Origin of the sequence: Iodobacter fluviatilis (assembly GCF_900451195.1) — a bacterium.
Lineage (GTDB): Bacteria > Pseudomonadota > Gammaproteobacteria > Burkholderiales > Chitinibacteraceae > Iodobacter > Iodobacter fluviatilis.
In genome coordinates this window covers 717,549-741,594 of sequence record NZ_UGHR01000003.1, presented here as the reverse complement: position 1 = coordinate 741,594, position 24,046 = coordinate 717,549, and the positions used below count along the sequence as shown (strand labels likewise).

21 protein-coding genes and 3 pseudogenes are annotated in these 24,046 nt (G+C 48.2%); 14 read left to right on the top strand and 10 right to left on the bottom strand.

Going from position 1 to position 24,046, the window contains the following annotated elements:
- Positions 1-250: 250 nt before the first annotated feature.
- A complete protein-coding gene (locus tag DYD62_RS18730; RefSeq protein WP_115228892.1) occupies positions 251-847 on the top strand; it encodes a 6-pyruvoyl trahydropterin synthase family protein in 597 nt (198 codons plus the stop codon).
- Positions 848-928: 81 nt separating this feature from the next.
- Here DYD62_RS18730 and DYD62_RS18725 read toward each other — a convergent pair whose 3' ends face one another.
- The 8 genes and pseudogenes from DYD62_RS18725 to ttcA (DYD62_RS18690) form a co-directional block, all read right to left on the bottom strand.
- The gene (locus tag DYD62_RS18725) at positions 929-2,824 is read right to left on the bottom strand and encodes a potassium transporter Kup (protein WP_115228891.1); all 1,896 of its coding nucleotides are present in this window, start codon (positions 2,822-2,824) and stop codon (positions 929-931) included.
- Between the two features lie 32 nt (positions 2,825-2,856).
- Positions 2,857-3,435 (bottom strand): 1,6-anhydro-N-acetylmuramyl-L-alanine amidase AmpD, encoded by a 579-nt coding sequence (ampD, locus tag DYD62_RS18720; protein ID WP_207916821.1) that lies wholly within the window; start codon positions 3,433-3,435, stop codon positions 2,857-2,859.
- A gap of 54 nt (positions 3,436-3,489) precedes the next feature.
- The gene (locus DYD62_RS18715; RefSeq protein ID WP_115228889.1) at positions 3,490-4,839 is read right to left on the bottom strand and encodes a sigma-54-dependent transcriptional regulator; all 1,350 of its coding nucleotides are present in this window, start codon (positions 4,837-4,839) and stop codon (positions 3,490-3,492) included.
- A gap of 130 nt (positions 4,840-4,969) precedes the next feature.
- Complete coding sequence (locus DYD62_RS18710; RefSeq protein WP_115228888.1) at positions 4,970-6,556, bottom strand: sensor histidine kinase; 1,587 nt, start codon at positions 6,554-6,556, stop codon at positions 4,970-4,972.
- 57 nt (positions 6,557-6,613) lie between these two features.
- Positions 6,614-7,129 carry an RNA pyrophosphohydrolase gene (locus DYD62_RS18705; protein ID WP_099399856.1) on the bottom strand — a complete coding sequence of 172 codons (516 nt, stop codon included), beginning with the start codon at positions 7,127-7,129 and terminating at the stop codon, positions 6,614-6,616.
- 99 nt (positions 7,130-7,228) lie between these two features.
- Positions 7,229-8,011, bottom strand: a complete 783-nt coding sequence (locus tag DYD62_RS18700; RefSeq protein ID WP_115228887.1) for a fused MFS/spermidine synthase — start codon at positions 8,009-8,011, stop codon at positions 7,229-7,231.
- Positions 8,011-8,793 (bottom strand): annotated as a pseudogene (gene ttcA, locus DYD62_RS18695) (tRNA 2-thiocytidine(32) synthetase TtcA); the annotation flags it as partial. The gene DYD62_RS18700 and the pseudogene ttcA (DYD62_RS18695), both read right to left, overlap by 1 nt.
- Positions 8,794-8,918: 125 nt before the next feature.
- Complete coding sequence (ttcA, locus tag DYD62_RS18690; protein WP_207916819.1) at positions 8,919-9,830, bottom strand: tRNA 2-thiocytidine(32) synthetase TtcA; 912 nt, start codon at positions 9,828-9,830, stop codon at positions 8,919-8,921.
- A gap of 385 nt (positions 9,831-10,215) precedes the next feature.
- On the opposite strand from ttcA (DYD62_RS18690), the pseudogene DYD62_RS24110 reads away from it, so the two are divergent.
- A pseudogene (locus DYD62_RS24110) lies at positions 10,216-10,416 on the top strand (integrase core domain-containing protein); the annotation flags it as partial.
- On the opposite strand, the gene DYD62_RS18685 reads toward DYD62_RS24110, so the two are convergent.
- Complete coding sequence (locus DYD62_RS18685; RefSeq protein WP_115228884.1) at positions 10,367-10,612, bottom strand: helix-turn-helix domain-containing protein; 246 nt, start codon at positions 10,610-10,612, stop codon at positions 10,367-10,369. The pseudogene DYD62_RS24110 and the gene DYD62_RS18685 sit on opposite strands and share 50 nt — an antisense overlap.
- A 184-nt stretch (positions 10,613-10,796) precedes the next feature.
- On the opposite strand from DYD62_RS18685, the gene DYD62_RS18680 reads away from it, so the two are divergent.
- The 11 genes from DYD62_RS18680 to DYD62_RS18635 all read left to right on the top strand — a co-directional run bounded on the left by DYD62_RS18680 (position 10,797) and on the right by DYD62_RS18635 (position 22,949).
- Entirely contained in the window at positions 10,797-11,288 is a 492-nt protein-coding gene (locus DYD62_RS18680) for a hypothetical protein (RefSeq protein WP_115228883.1), read from the top strand.
- A 306-nt stretch (positions 11,289-11,594) separates the two neighbouring features.
- Complete coding sequence (locus DYD62_RS18675; protein ID WP_115228882.1) at positions 11,595-13,208, top strand: type I restriction-modification system subunit M; 1,614 nt, start codon at positions 11,595-11,597, stop codon at positions 13,206-13,208.
- A gap of 64 nt (positions 13,209-13,272) precedes the next feature.
- Complete coding sequence (locus DYD62_RS18670) at positions 13,273-14,571, top strand: restriction endonuclease subunit S (RefSeq protein ID WP_115228881.1); 1,299 nt, start codon at positions 13,273-13,275, stop codon at positions 14,569-14,571.
- A 55-nt stretch (positions 14,572-14,626) separates the two neighbouring features.
- The gene (locus DYD62_RS18665) at positions 14,627-14,890 is read left to right on the top strand and encodes a hypothetical protein (RefSeq protein WP_115228880.1); all 264 of its coding nucleotides are present in this window, start codon (positions 14,627-14,629) and stop codon (positions 14,888-14,890) included.
- A gap of 32 nt (positions 14,891-14,922) precedes the next feature.
- A complete protein-coding gene (locus tag DYD62_RS18660; RefSeq protein ID WP_115228879.1) occupies positions 14,923-15,150 on the top strand; it encodes a hypothetical protein in 228 nt (75 codons plus the stop codon).
- A 58-nt stretch (positions 15,151-15,208) separates the two neighbouring features.
- Entirely contained in the window at positions 15,209-16,237 is a 1,029-nt protein-coding gene (locus DYD62_RS18655) for a hypothetical protein (protein ID WP_115228878.1), read from the top strand.
- An 88-nt stretch (positions 16,238-16,325) separates the two neighbouring features.
- Entirely contained in the window at positions 16,326-17,168 is an 843-nt protein-coding gene (locus DYD62_RS18650) for an OST-HTH/LOTUS domain-containing protein (RefSeq protein ID WP_132038758.1), read from the top strand.
- Positions 17,165-20,458: a type I restriction endonuclease subunit R gene (locus DYD62_RS18645; protein ID WP_115228876.1), complete on the top strand. Its 3,294-nt coding sequence runs from the start codon at positions 17,165-17,167 to the stop codon at positions 20,456-20,458. Before DYD62_RS18650 ends, DYD62_RS18645 begins: the two co-directional genes overlap by 4 nt.
- A gap of 1 nt (position 20,459) precedes the next feature.
- The gene (locus tag DYD62_RS18640) at positions 20,460-21,167 is read left to right on the top strand and encodes a YgjP family zinc-dependent metalloprotease (RefSeq protein ID WP_115228875.1); all 708 of its coding nucleotides are present in this window, start codon (positions 20,460-20,462) and stop codon (positions 21,165-21,167) included.
- Positions 21,168-21,488: 321 nt separating this feature from the next.
- Positions 21,489-21,635: a transposase gene (locus DYD62_RS23490; RefSeq protein ID WP_147288280.1), complete on the top strand. Its 147-nt coding sequence runs from the start codon at positions 21,489-21,491 to the stop codon at positions 21,633-21,635.
- Between the two features lie 426 nt (positions 21,636-22,061).
- On the top strand, positions 22,062-22,949 hold the full coding sequence (locus tag DYD62_RS18635; RefSeq protein WP_115228874.1) for a DUF6602 domain-containing protein: 888 nt from the start codon (positions 22,062-22,064) through the stop codon (positions 22,947-22,949).
- Positions 22,950-23,021: 72 nt separating this feature from the next.
- Here the strand turns inward: DYD62_RS18635 and DYD62_RS18630 are convergent.
- Positions 23,022-23,336, bottom strand: a pseudogene (locus tag DYD62_RS18630) (integrase core domain-containing protein); the annotation flags it as partial.
- Between the two features lie 229 nt (positions 23,337-23,565).
- On the opposite strand from DYD62_RS18630, the gene DYD62_RS18625 reads away from it, so the two are divergent.
- Positions 23,566-24,045: an HAD domain-containing protein gene (locus DYD62_RS18625; RefSeq protein WP_207916817.1), complete on the top strand. Its 480-nt coding sequence runs from the start codon at positions 23,566-23,568 to the stop codon at positions 24,043-24,045.
- Position 24,046: the final 1 nt, after the last annotated feature.

Here is a 24,046-nt window from a genome sequence, read left to right as displayed (position 1 = left end):
ACTTGCCGCAGCCCGCATTAATCCCCCATAAAACACTTGGAATACTTTCCCAATTCTTTCGTTAGCTGTTGCTTCGGATGGGCAATACCCTTCCGGCAAAACGTCTTACAAAAAAATCAGCAATTTCTAATGAATGGACTTAAAAAAAGCCCCCAAGTGGACCTATACAAAAAGCGATTGTGATCAATACCTTGCTGATCTGCGCTGCATCTGATAGAAACCGAACTGACTCTTTGACCTGCCATTCATTATGCTAATTCGTAAACTGTTTAAATTTGAAAATGCACATATCGTGCGCAACTGCTCCAGCGAGCGCTGCCGCAGCTCGATTCATGGGCATAGTTATCGTGTTGAAGTGCTACTGGAAGCGAATGCGCTTGATCACGGCCAGATGGTTTATGACTTTGGCCTAATGAAAGGCACGATCCGCGATGTAGTCGATGCCTTTGATCACGCGGTGTGCTTTTGGGATAAAGACGACGCGGAATATATCCGCCTGTGCAAGCAATTCTCTACCCGCTGGATTGCCATGCCGGTATCGCCATCTGCCGAGCAATTTGCCCGTATGTTTTTTGTGATTATCGATGCGTTACTGCAGCAAACAGTAATGGCCAATGGCGAAGCCGATGTCACTCTTCACTCTGTCATCGCCCACGAAACCGATACCGGCTACGCGCAAGCTTTCCGTGCCGATGCAATCAATGAGCGCATGGGCATTATTCGCTTAGAGGATGTGGTGTTTTCAGAGCAGTGCCAGGCAGAATGGAAAGATCCTGAAATGTATAAAAAGCTGCTCGACGGCCAGCGGTTTATCAACCCAGCAGTACCTAGGCAAGTTGAAATCTAAGCATTGATGCCTCAAATCAGCAGCAAGTAAAAAGCGCGACCCATGGGCCGCGCTTTTTTGATTTGAGCAAGCAAAGAGTACTTAAATCTCTACCTGCATTCCCATCTCAACCACCCGGTTGGGCGGGATCTTAAAGAAGTTAGTCGCACGCGTTGCATTACGGCTCATGATGCTAAAGAGATTTCTGCGCCACCAGCTCATCGCAGGATACTTGGCCTCGACAATGGTTTCTCTTGAAAGGAAATAAGAGGTCTGCATGCTGTCAAACACCAGCTCTGGCTGTAATTGCTCTACCTGGGCCAAAATAGCCGGCACGCTTGGCTCTTCTTTAAAGCCGTAAGTAGCAATAATCTGACAGAAGCTCTCACCTAATTTACGCACCACCACCCGCTCTCTGGCTGCGACATAAGGAATATCTGTCGTCAGCACGGTCATAAACACCACACGCTCGTGCAGCACTTTATTGTGTTTCAGATTATGCAGAAGAGCATGCGGCACCGAATCGGTACTTGCCGTCATAAAGATAGCCGTGCCTTCTACACGCTGAGGCGGGCTTGCTTCCAGTGCTTCTACAAAACCAGCCAGAGGCAGCTCACCATCGTGCATACGCTCACTCAAGAGCTTGCGGCCGTACTTCCATGTTGTCAGCAAAGCAAACACCATCAGCCCGATCATCAGCGGGAACCAGCCGCCTTCGTGCAGCTTGAGCAAGTTGGCAGAGAAAAAGGCCAGATCAATCACCAATAAAAAGGCGAGCACAAACCAGATCAGCACACGATTAAGCGTGGAAGCATCACGCCCCAACACAATAAACGCCAGCAGGGTGGTAATGACCATCGTGCAGGTCACGGCAAAGCCATAGGCTGCAGCCAGATTGCTGGAAGTGCGAAACGCCAGCACCAGCAAAATCACTGAAACCAGCAGAAACCAGTTAATTTGTGGGATATAAATCTGGCCAATCTCATTCTCAGACGTATGCTGGATGTCCATACGGGGGCAGAAACCAAGCTGTACTGCTTGGCTGGTCATCGAATACGCACCCGATATCACCGCTTGCGATGCAATCACAGTGGCGCAGGTTGCCAGCACCACCAATGGTGCTAAAGCCCAAGCGGGAGCCATCAGAAAAAATGGATTTTTAATGGCCTCCGGGCTGTGTAAAAGCAAAGCCCCTTGGCCAAAATAATTTAAAACCAGAGCAGGCAGCACCAGTAAGAACCATGCGTAGCGGATAGCTGGCCGGCCAAAGTGGCCCATATCTGCATACAGCGCCTCAGCCCCTGTCAGGGACAGCACCACGGCACCCAGCAACACAAAAGCCAAACCGGGCTCAGCGGCAAAAAAATGCACCGCATGAATTGGGTTCATCGCAGCCAGCACATCTGGGGATTTAATAATGTTCCAAATACCAAGCGCAGCAAGAATAGCAAACCAGACCAGCATGACCGGGCCAAACAGCTTCCCAATGCTGGCGGTGCCCCTTGCCTGCATCATAAACAATGCAATCAGGACAATAATCGTGACAGGAATAATATAGGCATCCAGCTGATGCGAAATCACTCCAATCCCTTCTAAGGCTGAAAGCACCGATACCGCAGGGGTAATCATGCTGTCACCGTAGAACAAAGCAGCTCCAAAGAGGCCAAGGCCCACAATGATCGCGTATTTTCTTGACCCCGGGGCAGCAGAGCGTAGTGCTAAAGCCATCAGAGACAACACGCCGCCTTCGCCACGGTTATCCGCGCGCAAAATGAAAACAACGTATTTCAAAGACACGACCAGCATCAGACCCCAAAAAATCAGGGATAAAATACCCAGAACATTAAAAGCAGACAGAGTCAGTTCTGCGTGGTTAAAACATTCTTTAAGTGTATAGAGCGGGCTGGTACCAATATCGCCATAAACGACACCGATCGCTCCGATGGCCAAACCGGCTATTTTTTTTGGATCGCGATCCAAACTTGATGCTGAAGACATATTTTATTGTGGCCTAACAGAAGGTCGGCGGATTATAACGCTGGCTTTTGCAAAACAGCTGACTTTTTGGACAAATCTTGCGGCAGTGCAATACGAGTCCAATCAAAAAAAGGCCCAGGATCGCTTTTTCTATCCGGTGCAATCTGGCTGTGTCCCAGCAAATGTTCTAATGGGTATTGTGCCGATAAAACCTTCAGCAGCGCGTTTAGCTTCTGATACTGAGCGGCTTCAAACGGCACAAAATCAGAGCCTTCTAGCTCGATTCCTATCGAAAAATCATTACAACGCTCCCTGCCCTGCCAGCTGGAAACACCCGCATGCCAGGCCCTTTTTGAGCAGGGTACAAATTGCAACAACTCCCCATTGCGACGAATCAGAAAATGCGCTGACACCCGCAACTCAGACAACTCATCGTATGACGGATGTTTAGCTGTATCCAGAGAGTTCGTAAATAAGCGCTCAATATCATCCCCGCCAAAAGGCTGGCCCGGCGGTAAATGAATATTGTGAATCACCACCATATCCACGGCCATCCCGGGTGCGCGGGCATCGCAATTGGGGCTGGGTACAATACGCGCCTGATTACACCAGCCTTGCGCATCAAATTGCATGTTTACTTCCTTATCCGGCTTACAGTCCGTCGGGCGCGCTTGGTAACGCATCAATTACTGAATCCCCAGCCGGTCTAAGCGATAACGCAGGCTGCGAAATGTGAGGCCCAGTATTTTAGCGGCCTGAGTACGATTAAAACGTGTTTTTTCAAGCGCCTCTAAAATCACCTGCTTTTCTACCCGGTCTAGGTAATCCTGCAAGGGGAATTTATCCCCCAAATCCAGCCCTTCTTCTACCTCATGATCGCTCAGGCTAAGCTGTAAATCGGCCGCCGTAATCGCATGGCCATCCGCTAGCGCCAAAGCTCGCTCTAGGACGTTTTCCAGCTCGCGCACATTACCGGGGAAATCATAACGCTGCAGTGCAGTAAGGGCATCAGGCGCAAAATCAGGTAATTTCTGCCCGTTTAATTTAGCTACCCGCGCTAAAACATGCCGAGCAATCACTAAAACATCGCTACCCATTTCCCTTAATGCGGGCATACGCAGCTCAATCACATTCAGCCGGTAATATAAATCCTGCCTGAAGCGCCCCGCTTCCACACACTGGCTCAGGCTTTGATGCGTGGCAGAGATAATCCGCACGTCCAGCGCCTCCTCAACGGTGGCTCCAAGTTTTCTTACCTTGCGTTCCTGAATGACCCGCAATAATTTAACCTGCATCGCAAGCGGAAGATCCGCCACTTCATCTAAAAACAAAGTACCGCTATTAGCGGCATGAAAAAAACCATCCCGGTCTTCATTTGCGCCGGTAAAAGCGCCTTTCTTGTGACCGAAAAACTCGCTTTCCATTAAGTTTTCCGGGATAGCGCCGCAATTTACTGCCACAAAAGGCTGCTTGGCACGGCTGGAGCTGGCATGAATCAGACGTGCTGCCCGCTCTTTGCCTGAGCCGGATTCCCCTGTGACATAAACAGGCGCCTGGCTCTTGGCTAATTTAGCAATCAGCTCTAAGGCATGCTGCATCGCGGCTGACTCACCCAATAAAGGGCGGTCACTCGCCTGGGATGCAGGCATATCGTCAAGCGCTAAGGCCGATTTCACCAATAAGCGCAGCTGATCTAGGGCAACCGGCTTAGCCAGATAATCAAATGCGCCCGCTTTGAGCGCGGCCACGGCATTATCTGTACTGCCATAGGCGGTAATCACCGCCACAGGCACGTCCATTTCCTTATCCTGAATATGGCGAATGATTTCCAGCCCTTCACCATCTGGCATACGCATATCCGTCAGGCACAGGTCATACGCTACGTTATCCAGCCTTGCACATGCATCTTGAACGCCATAGGCACAATCAACTTCTAAGCCCATTTTGATCAGCGTAAGCTCAAGCAGCTCAGCCAAATCATGCTCATCATCTACTACCAATACACGCTTACTGTTTTTATTGGTTTTTTTAGCCATTACCACTCCTGACGCACAAGCAGCTGCAAATTTTAAGATGCTAAAGTGACTCTAGCGACTAAGCCAAGACAGAACCCCATTTTACCGATAAGAGAAAGTTATCCCTTCCCGGGGCGGGAACACAGCCCGCTTAAATTAAATTCTTTTGTCCATAGGTATAACCAAACACAATCCGGAAACATGTCCCCGGCTCAGGCGGTGCAACGTATTCCAGTACGGCACCATTGGCAGCACAAATTTCACGCGCGATATATAAGCCCAAACCGGTGCCCTTGGTTTCAGTGGTAAAAAAGGGCTCAAACAGCTGTGTTTGCGCATCTGCTGCGACTGGCGGCCCGTCATTACGCACATCCAGAACCCAATGTTCGTTTTCCCTCCATACTTTAAAACTCAGGCTGCCCGCCCTTTTTTCACAATAACGCCAGCCATTGCGGGACAGATTCCACATCACCTGATGCAAATGCCCCGGATCAAAACGAATTTCAGCATGAGCCGGGCACTCTAAGGCCAGCTCAACATGAATTTCCTCCTGCATACTGAATTGCTCTACAAAAACAGTCAGCCAGTCTGCCAGCTTAATCTGCACCATTTGCACGCGATCACGGCGATTAAGCTCCAACACATCTTTCACCATACGCTCTAAGCGCTGGCCATTATCATCAATAATGCGGGTTAAACGCTGTATCAGCGCATTATCCTCAGCTTCTTCACCCAATAACTGTGCCGCGTGCGTAATCGCACTCAAAGGATTTCTAATTTCATGCGCCAAATTAGCCGTTAAACGCCCCAGCGCGGCCAGTTTTAATTGCTGAGCCTCTCTGCGTAATTTATCTAAGTCTTCTAAATAAATCAGCACATTGCCATGTGAATCATTTGAAAGCGAAATAAAACGCGGCCTGAGTGTTTTACGGGTTAAAGCCGTCGTAATTAAATTGGGGCTGTCTGAGGGATTGGTCCGCCAGCGGGCAAGCGCCACCGCGATCACCGGCATGGCATGTAATAACACCCCTTCTGGGCGCATGCCCGCTAAGCGAATCGCCTGCTCATTACACTGGCGGATCACACCATTTGCATCCACCACCAATACGCCATCAGACACATCTTGCAAAATACGCTGATTAAGCTGGCCCAGATTAGCCAGATCAACACCACGCTGTTCAGCCAAAGCCTCACTGGCCTGAGCAAACCGGGCCAGACGATGCGCCAGCCACGCCACCGCAAAAGAAGCCACACATAATAAAGCAGGCGGTAGGTAATCGCTGGCGCTCGCATTACCCTGCCAGATTTGCCAGGTTTGCTCGCTTAACAGCGCAATACTTGCCATTGCAGCATGAAATAAAGTCATCCTCCCGCGCGAGATCAGCCCTGCCGCAGCCAGATAAGGCAGCAGCAAAGTGCCAATGCCGCTGCGCAAGCCACCAAATAAATGCATCAGGCCAACAATAAACAACACATCTGTGGCCACCTGAATACTGAGCTGTATTTCAAAACCAGGCCGCCGATGGCGAATACCTAAAGCAAATAACAAGACTAAAAAGCTATCCACACCGGCAAGGGCAAGAAATGAATACCAGCTGCTGACGTCATTCAGTGGCTTATAAGCCAGCCAGAGTACGCTGCAAAAAATGCCGATATTGGAAAGCAGGCGAAAAGCATTCAGCAGCGCTAAAGAGCGCCAATGCATTTCAGTGTGAAAAGCGGAGGAGGTATTGGGCATGAGAGCGGAGGGAGATACGCGGACTAAGAAAAAACCTTAGCCCGCGTTGGGTAAGCACTAGTGGCCTGAAAAACGCATGGCGCGAGCCACACGCTCAGGTGCTTCTTCAAAGAAACGCGTCAGTTCAAAAAGGGCAGATTCATACACCGTACGCTTGAATTCAATCACCGAATCCAGAGGTGACCAATATTCTGTCCAGCGCCACGCATCAAATTCCGGATGCGTAGTGCGGCGCAAGCACACATCAGAATCGTGCCCTGTCAGGCGAAGCAAAAACCAAATTTGCTTCTGCCCCCGGTACGTACCGCGCCATTCGCGGCGAACCCAGTTTGTCGGCACATCGTACTTCAACCAGTCCCTTGTGCGGCCAATGATTTCAACATGCTGAGGGCCTAATCCGACTTCTTCCATCAGCTCGCGATACATCGCCTGTTCGGGTGTTTCACCCTGTTTAATACCGCCTTGCGGAAACTGCCACGAATGCTCTCGCACTCGTTTACCCCAGAACACCTGGTTTTGCCGGTTGATGATGATGATGCCGACGTTAGGCCGATAGCCATCACGATCGAGCATATCCTTACCTGCGTAAATTGCTTAGTTAACTCGATTTTTCCACATCCTACCCTGCTTGGAAACAGGTATTGCTCGCAAACTGGAAGTTAATCGCAGAATTTATATAAATAGTTTTCTGTCATTGTGCGGATTCATCCGGGACAGATCACTCACAAACTCTGGGAACTCAAGCCCCAGCTGGGTTTCAAGCACTTTGGCACGCTCTGCCAGCTTGTCCCAAGTTGGGTTGCCCTGCCCCGAACAAAAAGCAAAAGCAATCACGTTTCCCTTCTGCCTTGCAGGTAAACACAGCACCCGCCCTTCAAAAACTTCTCCAAGGCGTTCTAAATAATGGTTAAAGCGACGATCGGCCCCCCATAAATTCACCGCCAGCACACCACTATTGGTCAGCCTTTGCTTGCACGCATTGAAAAAATCAACGGTGGCGAGCGGCTCTGCAATGCCTGTCGCCGAGTAAGCATCCATCATAATCAAATCGCTTGAATCCTCTGCCATATTGTAGACATAGGCAGCACCATCTGTGCACAACACTTCAAGTCGATCATCATCAGGCGGCAGACAAAACATTGAGCGCGCCACCGAAATCACCTGCGGGTGCAGCTCGGCGCAGGTCAGCTTAGTATCGACTAGCTTGTGATGCACCCATTTGGCAATCGATCCGCCACCTAAGCCGATCAAAAGCGCTGTTTTAGGCAGCTCGGTAAATAATAAATAGCCAAACATGCAGCGCGAATAGGAAAGAATCATTTCATTCGGATCAGATACCCGCATCGCGCTTTGCGTATCGTCTGCACCGAAATGCAGTTTACGAATACCTTGCGACTCAGAAACATCGATCATAATTTCATCGCCACCACGGCGGGGAGTGCGTCTACCCAGCATTATGCATCTCCACAAGCAGCTTCAACCTGGACTGGCTTACGGCTGTCCATAATCGAAATGCGGGCCGGATCGCTAAATACTTCCTTATCAAAAGCCTTATCGCCGTCATCACGCGGCTGGCCGTCGGCCTTGATATTGGCAAAGTCATAACGCTTGGGATCTGCCAGATGCGAAGGCACTACATTGCACATGGCGGTAAACATGGTTTCTAGGCGGCCAGGGAAGCGCTTATCCCAATCGCGCAGCATGTCGGCAATAATCTGCCGCTGTAAATTGGGCTGAGAGCCGCATAAATTACAAGGGATAATAGGAAATTCACGGGCATCGGCGTAACGAATAATGTCTTTTTCTTTACAATAAGCCAGCGGGCGGATCACCACATGCTTACCATTATCCGACACCAGCTTAGGCGGCATGCCTTTCAGCTTGCCACCGTAAAACATATTTAAGAAGAGCGTACTGAGGATATCGTCACGATGATGGCCTAGCGCAATCTTAGTCGCACCAATCTCCTCCGCTACGCGATACAAAATGCCACGGCGCAGCCGTGAACACAGGCTACAGGTGGTTTTGCCTTCTTCAATCACCCGGGTGACGATGCTGTAGGTATCTTCTTCGATAATCCGGTAATCAACACCAATGCCAGCCAGATACGTCGGCAAGATTTCCTCTGGAAAGCCCGGCTGCTTCTGATCCAGATTAACCGCAACGATACTAAAATTAATCGGCGCAGATTTTTGCAAGCCCAGTAAGATATCCAGCATGGTATAGCTGTCCTTCCCGTATAGGCGATAAAAACGCTGCAATAACGAGACAAACCTAGCAAAAGCGAGGCATATATCCGAATAAACCTTTACGAAACACGAGAAGATCGTAAAGAAAATCGTTTCCGAAGCTAAATTAAGGGTCATTTGGCCTCCAAAACGTCAAATTTAACCGGATGAATCTTTACAAATTTTGATGCACTCCCCTCAAATGGGAGAGTGCTACTACAAGCCGATACCTCTACCCCTCCGAATTCGTGTTCCTGCTTCTCAGTAGAGCGATCAACGGACAAATTCACGAAGTCGAATTGATTCGTATCGGCAAGTTGCGAAGGACTAATATTTTGGATGCTATGAAAAATATTCTCGACATAGTTAGAACCAAGAGCATCCCAGTCAGAAATCATCTGTTTAATTTTTTTCCGCTGCAGATTTTCTTGAGAGCCGCAAAGATTACAAGGAATGATAGGTACATTTAGATCAGCAGCGACCTTAGCGACATCCTTCTCACGACAATAAGCTAGGGGCCGAATCACGATATTGCGCTTGTCGTCCGCAAGTAGCTTGGGCGGCATTGCCTTAAGCTTGGCTTGGAAGAACATATTCAAAAACAAAGTTTCCACAATGTCATCCATATGGTGCCCAAGCGCAATCTTGGTCGCGCCGATCTCTTCAGCAAAGCCATACAGAGTGCCTCGGCGAAGTCTTGAGCAGAGCGAACACGTTGTTTTACCTTCTGGAACTTTTTCTTTTACGACTGAATAGGTATCTTTATCGATGATGAAATAATCGATACTTTTCTCGTTAAAGTAATCAGGCAGCACATGCTCAGGAAACCCGGGTTGCTTCTGATCCAAATTCACCGCGACCACTTCAAAATTAATCGGCGCTACGCGCTGCAAATGCAGCAATGTATCCAGCATAACGAAAGAATCTTTGCCTCCCGATATGCACGCCATAATTTTGTCGCCTTCTTCGATCATGGCGAAGTCAGCAATCGCTTTGCTAACGTGCCTTCGAATTAGGTTTTTACGTATTTCTGCGGCTTTACTCATTAAAACTTCTCTCTTATACATCGCCATTGGCGGGCAGGTTAATTTACAAATTAACTCCATTTTAACACTGAGCACTCCTTACCTGATAGGCCACTACCCCCTCAGACCTTATGTATACGTGCAGTCATTTTGAATCGCCACATGTGTGCCCTATGCTGAGGGCCCCGCAAGCTGTTGAGGAATTTAAGGCACAGCATTATTTAAACGATAACGACTTAGTAGTTTTGCAAGGGATTGAGAGCTCACTGAGCGTAAATTCAGGATTGCCGATCTGGCTAAAACGCTATACGCGACTGGTTACGTCGCGAAAAATCCGCAATTCTAGGTAGATAAATCCACCATTGATTGGGATGACGTAGTCTTTAAGGTAGGCCTGCTGAAGTCACAAGAGAATGCATATATTGAACGTTATAACCGAACTGTGCGTTATGAATAGCTGGCTTGCGATGATCTTGAAAGTCTTACTGAAGTGCAAGAAACAGCAACGCAATGGCTTGGGGCTTACAATAGAGGGGTTACCATGCATTTAAGTAAGGCTATTTTTTACACATTTCGTCGTAGGTTGACGAAAACTGAATTAGTGTAATACCCAACGCCGTACACCAGTGACGGAGTTCAACAATATCTAGCCGCCTTTCTCCTCGCTCGCACTTACTCACAAACGATTGAGTAACGTTCAGCCGGGCAGCAAATTCTATTTGGGTCAGACCAGATTGTTCTCGTGCGCGACGAAGTGCTTCAAGGAATGCTGCGTATTCCGTCGTGTAGATAGTCTTTTGCATCAGCCGTCCCTTTTGGATAGCCGATAGCTTGAAGGTTGTTTAAAAATAGTCCAAAATAGACTATTCTATAATCGAATATTCAATGCGTATATCAAGAAATTGCATTTATGTCAGTTAAGTGCAGCCTTCCTTCTGGCCCTAATGCCGTTTATACGCTGTTTGAGATAAGTTCTAAGGACCCATAATGAATCAACAAGAAAATAGCTTTTCAGCAGAGCAGGGTAAGAACCTCTTGCCCCAAAGTTCTATTGATGGCCTAGCTGAGCTCTCTATCGGTGAGCTGTTGTATAACTTCTATGTTGCGACAGGCAGTATCTTGATAGGCTCTCCAGATGTGTTTTCTGTTTACCATAAAATTACAAATCAGATGTTTGTCTATTCCGATACGATGTCGCAACATTGTCACGTGCGCAGCTTTTACGACGGACTTCTTGATACGCTTGATGTTTCACAGGGGTATGCTGCTAACTTTAATGTTTGTGGCAAGCATGTCGTCTGCGTTCTGGAGGGCGTTACAACCCAGAGTGATTCTTATGATTTAGCTGCTGTATACGCAGTCCTGCTGCATGCTCAGCAGACAAAAGATTACATAATAGTTAGAAATCAGAATCGAAGCTCAGACACAGAACATTGCGTCCCTGCTCGCCATCTAACAGGCTGGCTGCAGTCAAACTAAAACTTCCCTTCAAAATTGCTTAGCTAGAAGCGCTTGAGTCCTCGAGCGCTCTTCTCGCAACTACCCCTCTAGCCCCTAGGTGTCAGCTTTAGCGAAAAGAAAACGGCGGGTAGTGAAGTATTCAATGCTAGCCATCCTTCGTGCAATTGTTTGCTCAAAGATAAGTTACAAAATCCTTTAATCTTCACCCCGTATACCACCCAATCCATTAACATGTCGCCTTCGCGTCAGCATCGTGCTGACCACCCATTTTTACGCTCAGCGCGCTGCGCGGGGCGGCTTGTTATACATTCTGCAAAGTGATCCATGTCTGAAAAGTTAACGTTAGAAAACCTGGAATCCTGGCTGTGGGAATCGGCCAATATTCTGCGCGGCTCGATTGATTCGTCTGATTTCAAAAACTATATTTTTGGCCTCTTGTTTCTGAAACGCTTTAACGATGTGTTTGAAGAGCGCGTGCGTGCCTTAGTGGCGGCGGAAGGTTTGTCAGGCAGAGATGCCGAGGACGAAGTGCAAGAAAAACACGGCGCATTTCCGATTGATGCCCGCTGGCCTTCTTTAATTAGCCAGACCGAAAACCTGGGCGAAGTGCTGGATAAAGCCTTCCACGCGATTGAGGGGTACAACTCAGAGCTGCAATACGTGCTCACCGCCACCCAATACGGCGACAAGCAAAAGTTGTCCGACCATGTATTGCAGCGCCTCTTGCGCCACTTTAACCAATACAAACTCGGCAACGACGACCTGTATAAAGCCGATATGCTTGGCGACGCTTACGAATACCTGATTAAGCAATTTGCCGACGACGCGGGTAAAAAAGGCGGCGAGTTCTACACGCCCAAGGGCGTGGTGCAATTACTGGTGAACATTCTCGACCCGCAGGCTGGGCAGCATGTGTATGACCCCACTTGCGGCAGTGGCGGGATGTTGGTTGAAAGCGCGCACCACGTTGCTGCACAGCCCAATGGCTTGGTGATGGGCAAGCCCAATGTACTGCTGTTTGGCCAAGAGAAAAACCTTGGTACGTGGGCAATTGCCAAGCTTAATCTTTACCTGCACAACATGAGCGTCGACGGCATTGCCAAGGGCGATACGCTCGTCGACCCCAAGCACTTGAATGGCACTTACCTGCGCACTTTTGATCGCGTGATTGCCAACCCGCCATTTTCGGCCAAGGCATGGTGGGCACCGCTGGAGCTAGCCGCCGAAGCGGAAAGCGAAAATGGCGTCAAAGCCAAGTCGCCCAATTACAAACAGGTTAGCGACCCGTATGGCCGCTTTGTCTATGGCGTGCCACCGCGTGGCTATGCCGATTTGGCCTTTGTGCAGCACATGCTCGCCAGCTTGAAAGACAATGGCCGCATGTGCGTCGTACTGCCACATGGTGTGCTGTTCCGCAGCGGTGAAGAAGGCAAAATCCGCGAAGGCTTGATGTTTGGCACGGACGCAGCCAGCGGCGGCCATCAGGGCGATTTGATTGAAGCTATCATCGGCTTGCCATCCGCGCTGTTTTACAACACCGGCATTCCCGCCTGCCTGTTGGTGTTGAACAAAGCCAAACCCGCCGCGCTGAAAGATAAAGTCATCATCATCGACGCCAGCGCCGATTTCGCTGAGGGCAAAGCGCAAAACAGCCTGCGTGACCAAGATATCGAGCGCATCAGCACTACGCACAAGGCCGCGTTTACATCGCAAACCGAAGTCGACCATTACTGCCGCGTCGTGCCGCTGACCGAAATTCGTGGCAATGACGGTAATCTGAATATCGCTCGCTATATCGACACCGGCGAAGTGGAAGACGTGGTGGATGTACCGGCCACGCTGACCCAGCTAGCCGCACTGGCCGATGACGAAGCCGCCATTGACGAACGCCTGAATAGCTATCTGGCTGAGCTGGGTTTGCTGGATGAGGTGAAGTGATGCGGTATCGGTCTGTAGCTATTTTTAAGTTTGGCCTGCAAGGTAATACCTATGAGGTATTCCAATGAGCGTAGTCGGCAAGGAGGGATATAAAGAAACGGCGATTGGGTGGATTCCTGAAGATTGGCGCGCATTAACTTTAGGCGAAAGTGTCGAGACTATCGTTGGTGGTGGCACGCCTTCAAAGGAAGTCGCTGAATATTGGAATGGCGATATTCCTTGGGCGAGTGTTAAAGATTTTGTTGGAACTCGTTTATCAAAAACGGTTGATTACATTTCTGCAGCAGCGGTCAAAGCTAGTGCAACGCGTATTGTCCCAGCGGGAACATTGATAACGCCGACTCGAATGGCCTTGGGAAAAGTAGCTTTTTTTAATTGCGACGTAGCAATCAATCAAGATTTGAAAGCAATTTTTCCAAAGTCGGATTTGAGCAAAAAATATCTGTTCTACTGGTTTCAAGCGAACGCCGAGTTAATTGAGGCAGCAGGGACAGGCTCTACGGTTAAAGGAATTCGTCTTGAGGTTTTGCGTGATTTTGTTATTAGGCTTCCCACGCTCCCCGAACAAGAAAAAATCGCAGCGATTTTGGGTACGGTGGACGACAAGCTGGACGTAATTGCGCGGCAGATTGATGCGACCAACACGCTCAAGCGCGGCCTGATGCAAACCCTGTTCAGCCAAGGCGTCGGCACCCAAGACGCCAACGGCCAATGGCACCCCCACACCGAATTTCAGCAAACCGAGCTGGGCGAGATTCCTGCGTGCTGGACTGTTTATCCCCTTGAGGTTTTGTCTGAGACTGTAACCGTGGGTATTGCCACATCAACAACAGAATACTATGTGCCTGACGGCATACCTCTGATACGAAATCAGAACATCAAAGAAGATTATCTTGATGCCTCTGAGCTTTTGTACATTTCGGAAGAGTTTGATGCCAAGAACAAAAACAAGCGAGTTAAAGCTGGCGATATTTTGACTGTGCGAACAGGTTACCCAGGCGTTTCTTGTGTAGTTCCAGCTGGAATGGGCAATGTTCAAACATTCACAACGTTGATTACTCGACCAAAGCATGGGTTAGTCAATGCTAACTTTGTCTCTCGCTATTTTAATTCGCCGCTAGGCAAAGAATTGATGTTGCACCAATCGGCAGGTGGGGCGCAGCAAAATATCAATGCAGGCAATCTTAAAAAGTTATTAGTGCCTACGCCGCCGATGGCTGAGCAAAATGTGATTGCAGACATTCTAGAAAGTGCAGATGCGAAGCTGAACGTACTTGGAACCAAACAAACCCACTACCAAACCCTGAAACGTGGCCTGATGCAAAAGCTGCTAACGGGTGAGTGGCGGGTGAAAGTCGCTTAAATGGGTATGGGCTTGTGGCCATTATTAATCATAGCGTTGGTGGATATACATCGTAATGGTTGTTGATTCGGTGATAGCGCATCGTTTTATCGCCGTGTATATAGCTTTTTGGGATACGTTGCCAAGCGAGGACGAACGAGCTAGCCAGCGAGCCACGCAATGGCTGGTGCTGGCGCGCTCTCGCTATGCAGCGGACCGTGATGCGCTGACTCGCTACCGCGCCGCCAACGCGCAGCGCAGAAAAATGCGGCGGCTGGTGCTCGATGATGAAATGCTGGATGCGATTGCCGACATGCAGTTGGCCGCTTTGTGTACCTAAAAGACACGCGCAGCAATTCGGTTTGCCTGCCAATGACTGTCGAAGCGGCCTACGGCGTACTGGGCCTGACCGAGCGCCTGCGCGACTTAACGCAAGGCCAAGCCGCCGTCGCCGTCGAAATGGGCCTGATGAAGCGGGGTGGCCGCAGGGTCAGCGATGGTCTATTAGCAGGGCTGACGTTGCTAGGGCCGAACTACAAACGCGATTTCACCGCCAGCTATACCGAGCTGCGCAAACAAGGGACGTTTAGTTTGGGGTGACGTGATAGACACGTGCAGGCTTTCCTGTTTTTTAAATGTGATGTTTTAGGTGTAATTAATGGATAGCGATGAAAAAGCTTTGTGGGCCGATATAGAGAACTACGAGTTTTATTCAAAAAATGGTTGGTTTGACTTGGAAAAGTTTGTTTCTTTGCTTTTCTGGTGTTTCTATTTTGACTTTAACAAAGACCGCTCTAAGTATCCTGATAGACAACACATTAGAGACTTGCTGGTCCAAATAATGCAACGCGAGATGACGGCCAAGGAGTTCAATGAGGCCTTGACGTTCAATGACGTTCCTGGCTGGACGCCACAACACCCGTATTACTGCTCGCCAAAACGACCTCTATTTCATATGAAAACCATGATTAAATATCAGGCAGAATGGGTTGCCGAAATAGGGGCTATGGTGGGCTTTCCACCACAAGACGATTCGCCCTATCTGTCTTGGGTGAACCCCGACTGGGTATTTGTCCACAAATTCATCCATGGTTACCATGATGCTCATTGGCAGTTTCATAAAGAATGGTCAGCAGAGAATAAAGACAGGCTAGGCTACTCACTTACTGAAGCGCTGGCATTGTCCAAAAGGAGCGAAGTGCCTTTTGAGGATGCAATTGCTGAGCTAAAAACAGTTGAGATTGCCAAAAGTGATGCTTTGTTGCGTATCGGTGTTGCTATTGAGCAAAAGTTTTACTTGGAAGCGATTGTTTTACAGGAGTGCTTGTTTACCAATCTATTCCTTAGTTATTTAGATGCCAAAAAGGTAAAGCCTAAATCAGACTCTCTATACGATGTTCTGCAAGAGTTTCAGAAAAAACAGATTCATCTTAAGAATGATGATTTGGCGTTGGTCAAATCTGTTGATGAATGGCGAAAACAACGTAATCTGGCTGTGCATGGCTATGTCTCGGTGAGGAAGCAGGATAGAAATAAAAACCACTCGCACTTCATGCAAAGTTCAAAAGATGCGGCATTGAAGGGGCATTCTTTGCTGAAAGAGGTTATCGCATGGTATGAAAACGAGGCTAAGGGCTTTTTGGTTACGTCATGGCCAGCTACATCAAATACCCGAGTGATGCACTAGTTTGCAAAGAAAATAAATCATGCCCATCGGCCCCATTTACCCCCTACACAACTTAAACCGCGACATACAGCGCAAGCTGGGGCGCGTGATGCTGATGTTGCAATATTATGAGCGTGGCTTGAAGGCGCTATTGGCGTATTCGAATTTTGAAGTGGTGCAAACCGATAATGGTTTTCGGCATAACTTGGATGACAACAAAGAGTCTGTACGCAACAAAACACTCGGCCAATTAGTAAAGCAATATACGGGTGGAAAGATGCTACTACCCAAGGCGGAGGGTGAAGAAAAAGTACCTGAGTCGGATGCTGAGGATGAGCCTGATGATGGAAAAATAAGGATGAGATTTAATTCTTCAGTCGAGGTGAGTTCTGAGGAGTATGAAAGAATTAAAGCACAGCTCAGTGAAATGGTCGAAATGCGCAATGGGCTGGTTCATCATTTTATTGAGCGGTTTGATTTGTACAATGAAGCATCACTGACCAGTGCTGCCGATTATCTGGATGATTGTTATACGCAGGTTAGCGCTCAACACGAAGCGCTAAAGGTGCGCCTTATCGCGCTGGATAAAAGCCGAAAAATACTGGCCGAGTTATTCAATTCAACTGAGTATAAAGATTGGTTCTTTCGTGGCCTGGACCCATCGGGTGGGCGCGAGCATATGTGGGAGCAAACGCCGGTTGTGAAGGCATTGTTTGAGGCCGAACAAAAACTAGCGGCTGAGGGCTGGACCAAGCTCAACGACGCAATCAACTACATCCGCAAACATTACCCTGAAGACTTCCCTAAACGCTATCGCTATAAGCACTGGGACCAACTCATCAAAGCGACTAATTTGTTTGATTTAGGAGAGCGCAAATGGCCCGACAATCAAACCATCGTGTTTTACCGTACCCACCAACAAGAAATAGCACTCACTGAGAGTATTGAATGAGCCAAGCTGAAAAAATCGGCGTCGAAAATCCTGCCATCGCCAGTTTGGTTAAGCTTGGCTATATGCATCTATCAGGCAAAACCATTCAGCCTGAGCCGCGCCATTTGGCCCCCATTATGTTGGATGTATTGCAAGCGCGTTTGCTTGTGTTAAACCCTTGGCTGGCAGAATCAGCGGGGGGTGTGGCTGCTGCGGTGATAGAGCTGAAAAAACGGGTGAATGATGAGTTAATTCCCGCTAACTGCGCATTTTGGGAGCAGGTGGTTCACCGCAGCGATATTCAGGTGAAAGACGCGCTGGGCTTTATGAAAAGCGTGCGTTTTTTTGATGCGAGTGTTGCCAAAAATAATGATTTTCATGTGGTCGAGCAGTTTGTAGGTGCTAATGCTGAGGGTGAGGCTTTTCGCCCTGACTTACTGCTGTTTGTGAATGGCCTGCCGCTGGCGATGATTGAATGCAAAGCATCGCACCATAGGCTGGAAGAAGCACTGGGGCAGCTCGATGGGTATCAGCGTAGCTTTGCGCCGCAATTCGTATTTAACCAGGTGCTGGTGGGCCTTAATCGCCGCGAAGGCCGTTATGCGGCCATCGCCACTAAACCTGATTACTATGCTCGCTACCGCTTGCAAGAGGCAGAGCGCCAACAGGTGATTGCAGTGCTGGGTGATGAACCTAGCGAGCAAGATGAATTGCTATGGGCGCTGTTTGAACCTAGCCGATTTTTAGAGCTGATTACCCATTTGGTGCTGTTTGAAGTACGCGATGGCAAGGTAATGAAAAAATTGCCGCGCTATCAGCAATGGCGGGCGGTTCGCAAAACAGTGGCGCGCCTGACTGCTCCTAAGCCCCTTGGAGGCGTGGTATGGCATACGCAGGGTAGCGGCAAGTCGCTGACGATGGCGCTGCTGGCACGTTATTTAAGAAATGATTCCTTGGGTTTGAATAACCCAACGGTACTGGTGCTGACCGACCGCAAAGACCTCGACCAACAGATTTTTGAGACGTTCTGCGCCATTGGCATCAAGACGATGAAAGCGGGTTCGGTAGACGGCCTTATCAAGATTTTGTCGAATGATTACGGTAGCGTGCTGACCAGCACGGTGCATAAATTCCAAGAGAAAGACGACGAAGCAGAGCGTGACGGGCCTGATACGCCTGAAGAGAGTATTGAGCTAAAGCCGAGCGAATCTGCAGCCCGGCATGTAAGGGTTCGGGTTGAAAACGATTTTTATATGGTTGAGCAGACCAATGCCCATTTGGGCAAAGTGAATGACAGCGGTGCCTTGTTCAAGGCGCAGTGGGTTGAAGTGGCGCGGGAGAAAATCAACTTTCGTGTGCTGAGCAATAAGCCTAATTTTTATGTGCTGGTTGATGAGGCGCACCGTAGTCAGTACGACTTTTTGGCTGCCTTTATGCGCGCCAGTGTGCCCAATGCCAAGTTTGTCGCTTTTACAGGTACGCCGCTGCTGCAAGACGACAAGCACACCCTAGGTGAATTTGGTGGGGGAGAATACATCGACGAATACCGTTTGCACGAAGCAGTAGCCGATGGGGCAACGCTGCCGATTAAGTATCTGGATGCGTGGATTGAGCTGGCTGCCAATGGCGACCTCGACAAAGCGTTTAAAGAAAAATTTGGCGATGAATCTGAAGTTCGGCAGTACGCGCTGAAAAAAGCCTTGCTACAAAAATGGCGTGAGGCGGCAGACCGCCTGGATAAAGTAGCCGAGCATTTAACCGAGCATTTTTTAGCTAATGTGCAAGCCAAAGGCTTAAAGGCCATGCTGGTTTGCGATGGTCGCGACATGGCCGTTGCGTATAAGGATTTGCTCGACGCCAAAATGGCCGAGCGTGCCAAGGCGGGTTTGCCGACATTTGAAAGCCGCGTGGTGATTTCGCTGGCAGGGATTACCTCAAAACGCACTGGGCATACCGAAGCTGAAGAGGCTGAAAAACGCGGCGTCGACGTTGCAGAGATTGCCTCGATTGAAGAACGCATCAAGGGCGAAATCAAGGCTAAGACAACGCCTGTCGCCATCTTGCCGGATGAAATTAGCACCTTTGTGAGTAAGCTATTCCCGCTGCCCTATGGCGATGAAAGCAAAGGCCGTGATGGGCAGGTGCATGCAAATAATATTGGCCTGATTATCGTATCGGATATGTTGCTCACGGGCTGGGATGCGCCGATTGTGGGTACGATGTATCTGGATAAACCGCTGAAGGAACATACGCTGCTGCAAGCCATTGCGCGGGTTAATCGCACCCTGGCGGGAAAAAATGCGGGTTATATCGTTGATTACCACGGTGTGGTCGAACACCTTGACCATGCGCTGAAAATCTATGGCGGCGAAGTCAAACCATCACAGGTCTGGGAAGGCGTAGAAAGTGAAATCCCGAAAGCGCAGGCGACGCTGGAGCGGATTTTAAAGCTGCTGCCGCGCAAGCATGACCCTGTTGCCCAGCGCGAAGATTATAAAGACGACGCCGAGCAGTTTCTTGACCCCGATACCCGTCTTGATTCAGTCGAAGAATTTATCGCGCTGGTGAAGCAATTTAATCGCTCACTCGACATCATTTTGCCCGACGTACGTGGTATTCCGTTCAAGCCCTATTTCACGCTATTTGGCGAAATTCGCTTGATGCTGCGCGATAAATTGCCGGGCAATGCGTATCAGGAGCGGATTACCAAGTTGGAGTCGGCGCTACTGCAGCAATTACTGGATGAATATATTGCCGCAAGCCCCGCCAAAAGCCTGCTGGGGCATGAAGTGTCGATCTTGGATGCCAGCGATATGGCACGCCTCAAGCGCGGTGCAAACGCAGGCAGCCAAGCTCTGACAATGAAAAATCAGCTCAAGCACACGATAGTGTCGGGCCGGGATAAAGACCCTGCGTTTTTTGACAAGCTGGCTGAAGAGCTGGAAAAACTGCTACTTGAAGAAAAAGCGGGCCGTATTACACAGGCGCAGTTTTTAGAGCAGTTGGAACTATTTGGGCAGCAAATACGCGATAAGGATAAATCTGGCTTTGAAAATGCAGCGCAAACGGCGGCCTACCACTATCTGGCTAAAGAGCTTAGCGAGGACGTTGCCAAAGTCATCACGACCAAGGTGTTCGAGCATGAGGAGCTGAGCAAGACCCTGGCTTCGCATAATTGGAAGCAGATGCGTGATGTTCATCCTGAAGTTCGCGATTTATTGCGTCGATTATTGATGCCGCTGGCGGGGTGGGAGCGTGCTGTGGCGCGTGAGCATGCCAATAAATTGTTTGATATTTTACTGAAGAACTAAGATGCCGCAGTTTCAATACGGGCAGACTGTTATCGAATGGCGCTTTCAGTTAGCGCCTGAACTCAAGCGCCATTACATTACCGTTGAACGGGGTGAGCTGGTGCTGTTACGTGGGCCTGATGCTTCGCTTGAAGAGCAAACCCAGTTGATACGGCAGCGAGCCCGTTGGATATGCGAGAAGCGTCAACAAGTTAATCAAATAGCCACTGAGGCATTGATTGTTACGGGCAGCCGACTACGCTACGCAGGCCGCAGCTATTACGCCGAGGTGCATCATCAGCCTGACGTAAAAAGTGTAACTTTACGTTTTACGGCATCCCGATTTGTGATTCAAAACCCCACAGGTGCAAGTATTACGCCAGAGCAACTAGCGCCATTCCTGACCCGCTTTTACATGGAGCGGGCTCATAGCAAGTTATTGCCTCGGCTGCGCTACTGGGAAAAGAAAACAGGCTTGGTATCGCACGGAGGGCGCATCAAATTCTTCCAAGGCCGCTGGGCGAGTTGCGATGCGAATAACATCATCGAATTTCACCCACGCATTATGGAGTTCTCTGCGGCGGTACAGGACTACATCATTGTGCATGAGCTGTGCCATACGGTGGAAAAAAGCCACTCAAAGGCATTCTGGGTGCTGGTTAGTCTGCACATGCCGAGCTGGAAGCTACATCACGAAGAGCTAGAACGGACAGGCATCGAGGATTTCTAAGTATGAATATGTGACAGGCCGCAGTAGGCAAGGTGCCATGGACAAATTGCCTGCACATTTGTTTGCGGCAAAATCCGCGTGAGGGATTGTTGTCATTGTGCGCACCAAACCAGTTTGACTGGCAGGAACCATGGTGCACCAGTTGCAACTCCCCTTGACTAAGTGGTTTCTGGCTATTTATCTTGTGGCGCAATTGAAAACCGATATCGCTGCGTCGGCAATTGGGAATTATTTGAAAAGCCACATGGTTGCTGAAACATAAGTTGATAGAGGAAATTCGGCAACGTGAGACAAGCGGCCCCTTGAGTGGAGACATTCGGATTGATGACACTTATCTGGGGCGAGCGTAACGGAGGCAAGCGCGGGCGTGGTTCTGAAAATAAGGTCGCTTTTGTGGTGGCGGCCGAAATGCGTGATGTTCATCCTCATCGGCTGCGCTTTGATCCGGTGCTAGGCTTTTCGTTCTAAGCGCTCAAACCCTAGGCAGCAACAGCTTTGACATCGAGGAGCATAGTGACTTCTGACGGTTTGATTGGTTTTGAAGTGGTTTGACAATTAGGATTTAAATATTGGGTAGTCCCCGCCCCGAAAGGTAAGGCCGGTACGGAAATTGACGCCTTTAAATGGCTTAATGTGATGCTGGGTAATTTAAAAACTGTGCAACCAGGCACCTATCCTGCATTCAAATACGGCAAATATGCAGGTCGCTATTTGGCGGGAATGTAGTATCGATTTAATCGGCGTTTTGATTTGTGCTCCCTAATCCAACGAATGCTGCATGCATTATTCATAGCCAAGCCTTGCCTATATGGGCGCTTGGCTGCGCAAGAGACATAATCAGGCTGTTTCAAATAATCAATCTTAATCAACTTAAAGCTTCAGGTGTATCCCTTAATGAAAGAACATTCAATTTCTCAAATATTCAAACGTACACTATGTGATTTTAAAAAAGCTCTTGAGAGCAGTACAGGCCGACCAGATGAGATTGGAGCGCCAAGAGAGCAGCAAGTGCGCAATTTTCTTAAACTTATCTTGCCTGAGAAAATTGGCGTCTCCAAGGGATACATTATTAATCAGGGGGGAGATATATCAAAAGAATGTGATATCGTTTTATTTAACAAGGAAACATGCCCAAGGTTTATTTTAAACGAAGAAAATGATCTAAGATTATTTCCAATTGAAGAAGTCTATGGTGTTATTGAAGTTAAATCAACGTTAAACCCTACAGAGCTAAACGATGCACTCTCAAAGTTAAGCTCCATAGATACAATTTATAAAAATAGGTTCAATCACATAGCAAATGATCTAGATATATCTTGCTCACATGACATCCAAACCAAACCTTTTAAAACCATTTTCAGCTACAAACAAGGTAAAGAGTGGAACGATTTTGAGTTTAACTGCCGACTACACAGCTACGATCACCCCGATGCCATCTTTATATTAAACGAAGCAGCTTATATACACGCCAATGATGACACATTAGCGAGGCAGAATTCATTTTTAAAGAAAATATCATTCAAAGAAAGTACACAAGACGATCAAGTCTGGAATCAAATTATGCATCGTTTTACGCGTGGTGATTCTTTACGATATTATGATGATTTTTTAATCTATGAAGCGGAGGACTCTATCCTCCTATTAATGATGTATACGTTTATATTAGATTCAATTAAAAAAATAAATTTACCTGATTACTATAGCGGAGATTACATTATATTCTGGGCTGAGCAATCAGATATCACATTTGATAGCAATGGCTTAATCTCTAAAAACAAGTAATATAAAACATGACCTGTCCTAACAACCGTAGACACACTTCACTCAAACTCCGACCGCTTTCCTGCTGAATTTTTATGCAAACGCGGCCGGAGATAGATTGCCCAGGCGCGTGTGGGACCGCTGGCGATTGTAAAAAATATTGATATATTCCCGAATCGATACTTCTGCCTCAAACCGGCTGCCATAACTGTGATGGTGCACCAACTCATTCGTCAAACTGCCCCAAAAGCTTTCCATCGGCGCATTGTCGTAGCAATTCCCACGCCGCGACATTGATGCCTGCAAACCAAACTGCTCAATCAGCTTCCGATAACCATGCGAACAATACTGACTACCACGATCTGAATGCCGGATTAAGCCTGCCTGAGGCTGCGTCCATTTCACTGCCCAGCACCAAAGTTAGACTAACATTTAAGCTTTGAAAAGTCAGGCTGTTACTGGGTTTTAGTGTGTTTAAGTAAAAAATGATTCGTCAAAGTTATAATGAAATTTATATTGTGCTTAATTTTTTTATATTAGGGATTTGCCATTTGGCTCCCCCATCAATCAGGTTATCTTGTCATTTTTCATCCAAAAGCGTATTTTATTGGTTAGTACAAATGCTGATAGGTTTCGAATGATGGACAATAATTCATTCATTTTTTTATATCTGGATTTTGATGGTGTTTTGCATGCAGATGGTGAACCCGCAATCGATGAAAACGGCCGCTTGTGTCAGAACCCAAATTTATTTTGTTGGCTAAAACATCTTGAGGAAATACTAGAGGATTATCCTGAAGTCAGGATAATTGTTTCATCCGATTGGCGCAGGCTTTTTGATGACGAAACTCTGATTAAGCTTTTGGGAAATATAGGATGGCGGTTTTATGGTGTTGTGGAATGCATTATCTCTGATAGATATGCTGAAATCCTGCAAGATGCTACTACTAGAAAAATTAAATACTGGCTTGCACTTGATGATCATAAAACTATAAAAGCGGCGACAGCTACAGATGACAAACTGATTTTTTGTTTGCCAGAAAAAGGAATCAGCGCTCTTGAGCAGCAGCAGGAACTGCGGCAAAAAATTAAGCTGCTGTACAAAAAAATGAAATGAA